General features: G+C 74.8%; 5 protein-coding genes. All 5 read left to right on the top strand.

Annotation, left to right across the window (positions count from 1 at the left end; genetic code table 11):
• Window positions 1–1,795, top strand: a 1,795-nt coding sequence (locus tag NH602_RS27890; RefSeq protein WP_253069350.1) for a non-ribosomal peptide synthetase, incomplete at its 5' end; no start/stop codon positions are given.
• Window positions 1,796–1,812: 17 nt separating this feature from the next.
• Entirely contained in the window at window positions 1,813–2,790 is a 978-nt protein-coding gene (locus NH602_RS27885; protein ID WP_179762529.1) for a TauD/TfdA family dioxygenase, read from the top strand.
• Complete coding sequence (gene sbnB, locus NH602_RS27880) at window positions 2,787–3,830, top strand: 2,3-diaminopropionate biosynthesis protein SbnB (protein ID WP_062395837.1); 1,044 nt, start codon at window positions 2,787–2,789, stop codon at window positions 3,828–3,830. Before NH602_RS27885 ends, sbnB begins: the two co-directional genes overlap by 4 nt.
• 31 nt (window positions 3,831–3,861) lie before the next feature.
• A complete protein-coding gene (sbnA, locus tag NH602_RS27875) occupies window positions 3,862–4,917 on the top strand; it encodes a 2,3-diaminopropionate biosynthesis protein SbnA (RefSeq protein WP_179762530.1) in 1,056 nt (351 codons plus the stop codon).
• On the top strand, window positions 4,917–5,121 hold a 205-nt coding region (locus tag NH602_RS27870), incomplete at its 3' end, for a hypothetical protein (protein ID WP_253069349.1). The genes sbnA and NH602_RS27870, both read left to right, overlap by 1 nt.

The raw sequence follows: 5,121 nt of genomic DNA, 5'->3' as shown, positions 1-5,121 counted from the left end.
CGGCCGGCCCCGGGACCTGCCCGACCGCCGCCCGCACGAGCTGCTCGCCGACCGCGCCGCCGCGGCCCCCGACGAGGTCGTCGCCGAGCACGCCGGGGTCACCCTCACCCGCGCCGAGCTGGAGGACCGGGCCGCCCGCGTCGCCTCGAGCCTGCTCGACGCCGGGCTGGCGCCCGAGGACGTCGTCGCCGTGGTGTGCGACCGCGACCTCGACTGGATGGTCGCGGTGCTCGCCGTCCTGCGTGCCGGCGGCGCCTACCTGCCGGTCGAGCCGCACTTCCCGGCCGAGCGGATCGCCCGCACGCTCACCCGCGCCGGGTGCCGGATCGCGCTGACCACCGACGCCACCCGCGCCCACCTCGACGAGGCCGGCGTCGCGACGACGGTGCTGACCGTGCCGGACGCGGTCGCCGCCGCCGACGGCCCCGCGCCCACCGCCGACGTCCCGGCCGACGGACTCGCCTACCTGTACTTCACCTCCGGCTCCACCGGCGAGCCCAAGGGCGCGATGTGCGAGCACGCCGGGATGCTGAACCACCTGCTCGCCAAGATCGAGGACCTGGAGCTGGAGCCGGGCTGCGTGGTCGCCCAGACCGCGCCGCAGTGCTTCGACATCTCGCTGTGGCAGCTCGTCGCGGGTCCGCTCGCCGGTGGGCGGACCCTGCTCGTCGAGCAGGACGTGATCCTCGACGTCCGCCGCTTCGTCGACACCCTGGTGCGGTCCCGGGTCACCGTCGCCCAGCTCGTACCCAGCTACCTCGAGGTCGTGCTGACCTACCTGGAGGAGCACCCCACGGCGCTGCCCGACCTGCGGATGGTCTCGGCCACCGGGGAGGCGCTCAAGACCGAGCTGGTGCAGCGCTGGTTCCGGGTGCTGCCCGGCGTCCCGCTGGTCAACGCCTACGGCCTGACCGAGACCTCCGACGACACCAACCACGCCGTGCTGCGCGAGGCTCCCGCGGACGGCCGGGTCCCGCTCGGCGCCCCGGTGCCCGGGGTGAAGGTCTACGTCGTCGACGCCGACCTGGCGCCGGTCCCGCTCGGCGCGCCCGGGGAGATCGTGTTCTCCGGGGTGTGCGTCGGCCGCGGCTACGTCAACGACCCCGACCGCACCGCCGCCGCGTTCGGCTCGGACCCGCACCGGCCCGGCGAGCGGCTCTACCGCAGCGGCGACCACGGCCGCTGGCGCCCCGACGGGCAGCTCGAGTTCCTCGGCCGCCGCGACAACCAGGTCAAGATCCGCGGGTTCCGGATCGAGATCGGCGAGATCGAGAACGCGCTGCTGGCGGTGCCCGGCGTCCGCGACGCCTGCGTCGTCGTCGCGACGACCGCGGGCGGGCCGCAGCTGGTCGCCTACCACGCCGGCGACGGCCCGGACGCGCCCGAGGTCCGAACCCGGCTGGCGCGCAGCCTGCCCGCCTACATGGTCCCGCCGACGGTCCACCGGCTGGACCCGCTGCCGGTCACCGCCAACGGCAAGATCGACCGCAAGACCCTCACCGCGCACGCGACCGCGGCCGCGGCGCAGGCCGCCGTCGCCGGGAGCGCGTCGGCCGGCCCGACCGGTGGCGAACTCACCGCGGCCCAGCGCCGCGTCGTCGACGCCGTCACCCGCGTGCTCGACCTGCCCGCCGGATCGGTGGGCCCCGACGACGACTTCGCCGACCTGGGGGGCAGCTCGCTGTCCGCGGTGAAGCTCGTGATCGCGCTCGGCCGGGCCGTCACGGTCCGCCAGGTGCTCGACCATCCCGTCCTCACCGACCTCGCCGGGTTGCTCCCGGCCGACCAGCGCTGACCACCACAGGGGGAGACATGACCGGATCACTGCTCGGGGTGCGCCCGCACCCCGGACGACCGCCCGTCCTCGACGCGGGCCCGGGCGGCGATGCCGCCGGCTGGACCGAGCGCCACGGCGACGCGCTGCGTGACCTGCTCGACGACCACGGTGTCGTGCTGGTGCGCGGGCTCGGCCTGCGCACCGTCGCCGACGTCGCCGGTGTGGCCGCCAGGCTGGGGACCGGCAGCTACGTCGAGCGCGAGGCGATCGCCGCCCGGACCCTGCTGTCGGACGGCGTCTACTCGGCCACCCCGTGGCCCGCGCGCCAGCCGATGTGCGCCCACCACGAGCTGTCCTACGTCCTGGACACGCCCGCCACGCTGCTGTTCGCCTGCCTGCGTGCACCCGAGACCGGCGGCGCCACGCCACTGGTCGACACCAGCCGGGTCGCGGCGGACCTGCCGCCCGCACTCGTCGACCGCGTCGAGCGCGAGGGCTGGATCCTCACCCGCTCCTACGGCGACGACATCGGCGCCTCCTGGGAGCAGGCGTTCGGCACCGCCGACCGCGACGCCGTCGAGCGCTACTGCCGGGCCAACGCCATCGGCACGGTCTGGACGCCCGACGGCGGGCTGCGCACCCGCCAGCGCCGGCACGGCGTGCTGATGCACCCGGTCACCGGGCAGCGGGTCTGGTTCAACCAGATCGCGTTCCTGTCGGAGTTCGCGATGGACCCCGAGGTCCGCGAGTTCCTGCTGGAGATGCACGGCCCGGACGGGCTGCCGTTCAGCACCCGCTTCGGCGACGGCTCCCCGGTGCCGGAGGCGGTCGTCGACGAGATCAACGCCGCGCACGACCGGCACGCCGTCCGCGAGCCCTGGCAGGACGGCGACCTGCTGGTCGTGGACAACCTGCGGTTCGCCCACGGCCGCGACCCCTACACCGGTGACCGGCACGTCGTCGTCGCCATGACCGACGGCGTCGCCGTCCCCGCCTTCGAGGGAGCCCGATGAACGCCCCGGCCGAGTCCGTCCCCGCCTTCTCCGTGATCTCCGGCGCCCAGGTGGCGCGGGCGCTCGGCGGGCGGGAGAAGGAGCTCGTCGAGCTCGTCGAGGACACCTACCGGGTGCACGGCGCCGGCGCGACGGTGAACCCGCCGTCGTACTTCCTGCGGTTCCCCGACCGGCCGTCGTCGCGGATCATCGCGCTGCCCGCGTCGCTGGGCGGCACCGGTGACGACACCGGCGTCGACGGCATCAAGTGGATCTCCAGCTTCCCGGAGAACGTCGCCCGCGGCGTCCCCCGGGCCTCGGCGGTGCTGATCCTCAACGACCCCCGCACCGGCTACCCGTACGCCTGTCTGGAGAGCTCGATCATCTCCGCGACCCGCACCGCGGCGTCGGCGGCCTCGGCGGCCGACCGGCTCTCGCGCGACGGGGCCCGCCCGCGTCGCGTCGGGTTCGTCGGGACCGGGCTGATCGCCCGCTACATCCACCAGTTCCTGGTCGGCACCGGATGGACCTTCGACGAGGTCGGCGTGTTCGACCTCTCCGCGGACTCCGCCGAGGGGTTCCGGGGCCACGTCGAGCGCACCGCGCCGGGCGCGGTCCGGATCCACGACTCCGCCGAGTCGCTGGTCCGCGGCAGCGACCTGGTGATCTTCGCGACCGTGGCGGGCACCCCGCACGTGCACGACCCCGCCTGGTTCGACCACCACCCGCTGGTGCTGAACGTGTCGTTGCGCGACCTGTCGGCGGACATCGTGCTCAGCGCCTTCAACGTCCTCGACGACGTCGAGCACTGCCTCAAGGCCGACACCTCCCCGCACCTGGCCGAACAGGCCACCGGGAACCGCGACTTCGTCGACGGGACCCTCGACCAGGTGCTCGACGGCACGCTGGCCGTCCCCACCGACCGCACGGTCGTGTTCTCCCCGTTCGGCCTCGGGGTCCTCGACCTCGCCGTCGGACGGTTCGTCCACGCCGAGGTCGCCCGCGCCGGCGAGCTGCACACCGTCGACGACTTCTTCCACGAGCTGAGCCGGCACGGCTGAGCCGCCACCACTGGTACACGAGGGGTCGACGATGACCGTCATCTCCGCACCCGAAGACTTCAACACCGACGACCTGTACGTCGACCTGACCGGGGTCCTCGGACTGTCGGTCTACCTCAAGTGCGAGGGCTTCAACTTCGCAGGATCGGTCAAGCTCAAGGCCGCGCTCGGCATGGTCACCGACGCCGAGCGGCGCGGCCTGCTGCACCGCGGATCGGTGCTCGTGGAGTCCTCCTCGGGCAACCTCGGCGTCGCGCTCGCCATGATCGCGGCGAGCCGGGGCTACCGGTTCGTCTGCGTCACCGACCCGCGCTGCAACCCGGCCACGCACCGGCTGATGGAGGCCCTCGGCGCGGAGGTCCGCGTCGTGGACAACCCGGACGCCGCCGGTGGCTTCCTCGCCACCCGGATCGCGCTGGTCCGCTCGCTGGTCGCCGGCGACGACCGCTACGTCTGGCTCAACCAGTACGCCAACCCGGAGAACCAGGGCTCGCACCTGGTCACCACCGGGCCGGAGATCGAGGCGGCGTTCCCGCAGCTCGACGTGGTCTTCGTCGGCGCGGGCACGACCGGCACGCTGATGGGCTGCGCCCGCTACTTCCGGTCCCGGCCGCGGCCGGTCCGGGTGGTCGCGGTCGACGCGGCCGGGTCGGTCACCTTCGGCGACCGGCCGACGCCCCGGATGATCCCGGGGCTGGGCACCAGCGTCCGCCCGGAGGCGCTCGACGAGTCCTACATCGACGACGTCGTGCACGTCGCCGAGCCCGACACGCTCGAGGCGTGCCACGCCCTGGCCCGCCGCGGGTTCCTGTTCGGCGGATCGACCGGCACCGTCGTCGCGGGGGCCGCGGACTGGCTGCGCCGCCACGGCGACGCGACGACCACGGCCGTCGCGCTCGCCCCGGACATGGGGGAGCGCTACCTGGACACGGTCTACCGGCCGTCGTGGCTGGCCGAGCACTTCGGCCCCGAGGCGGCGGCCGGGATGCCGCAGCCGCGCGAGGCCACGATCACCGAGGTCACGCCCGCCGGCGTGGTCACCGAGATCCTGCCCGGTGGCCCGGCCCTGGTCGCGGGGTCCCGCTGATGGCCCGCACCAGGACCCCGCGGGCCCCGCTGGTCCCGCCGCGGCGCGAGGCACCGGCGGAGACGTCAGCCGGGTCGTCGCCGTCCCGGCCGACGCCCTACCGCCGCGAGAACGCACCGCGGGAGCCGGCCGGCGGAGCCCCGGGTGCCGTCGACGACGCCTCCGCGACGACGGCGCTGCCCGCGGTGACTCCGTCGCCGGCCG

The organism is Pseudonocardia sp. McavD-2-B, from assembly GCF_024124365.1.
In the GTDB taxonomy this organism is placed as follows: domain Bacteria; phylum Actinomycetota; class Actinomycetes; order Mycobacteriales; family Pseudonocardiaceae; genus Pseudonocardia; species Pseudonocardia alni.
Note: the sequence above shows the minus strand (reverse complement) of the source record. Positions and strands in the feature narration are given on the sequence as shown.

What these genes read in the sequence shown, in the direction of transcription:
- NH602_RS27885 (WP_179762529.1), top strand. Translation starts at nt 1,813, where the DNA reads ATGACCGGATCACTGCTCGGGGTGCGCCCGCACCCCGGACGACCGCCC.
- sbnB (WP_062395837.1), top strand. Translation starts at nt 2,787, where the DNA reads ATGAACGCCCCGGCCGAGTCCGTCCCCGCCTTCTCCGTGATCTCCGGC.
- sbnA (WP_179762530.1), top strand. Translation starts at nt 3,862, where the DNA reads ATGACCGTCATCTCCGCACCCGAAGACTTCAACACCGACGACCTGTAC.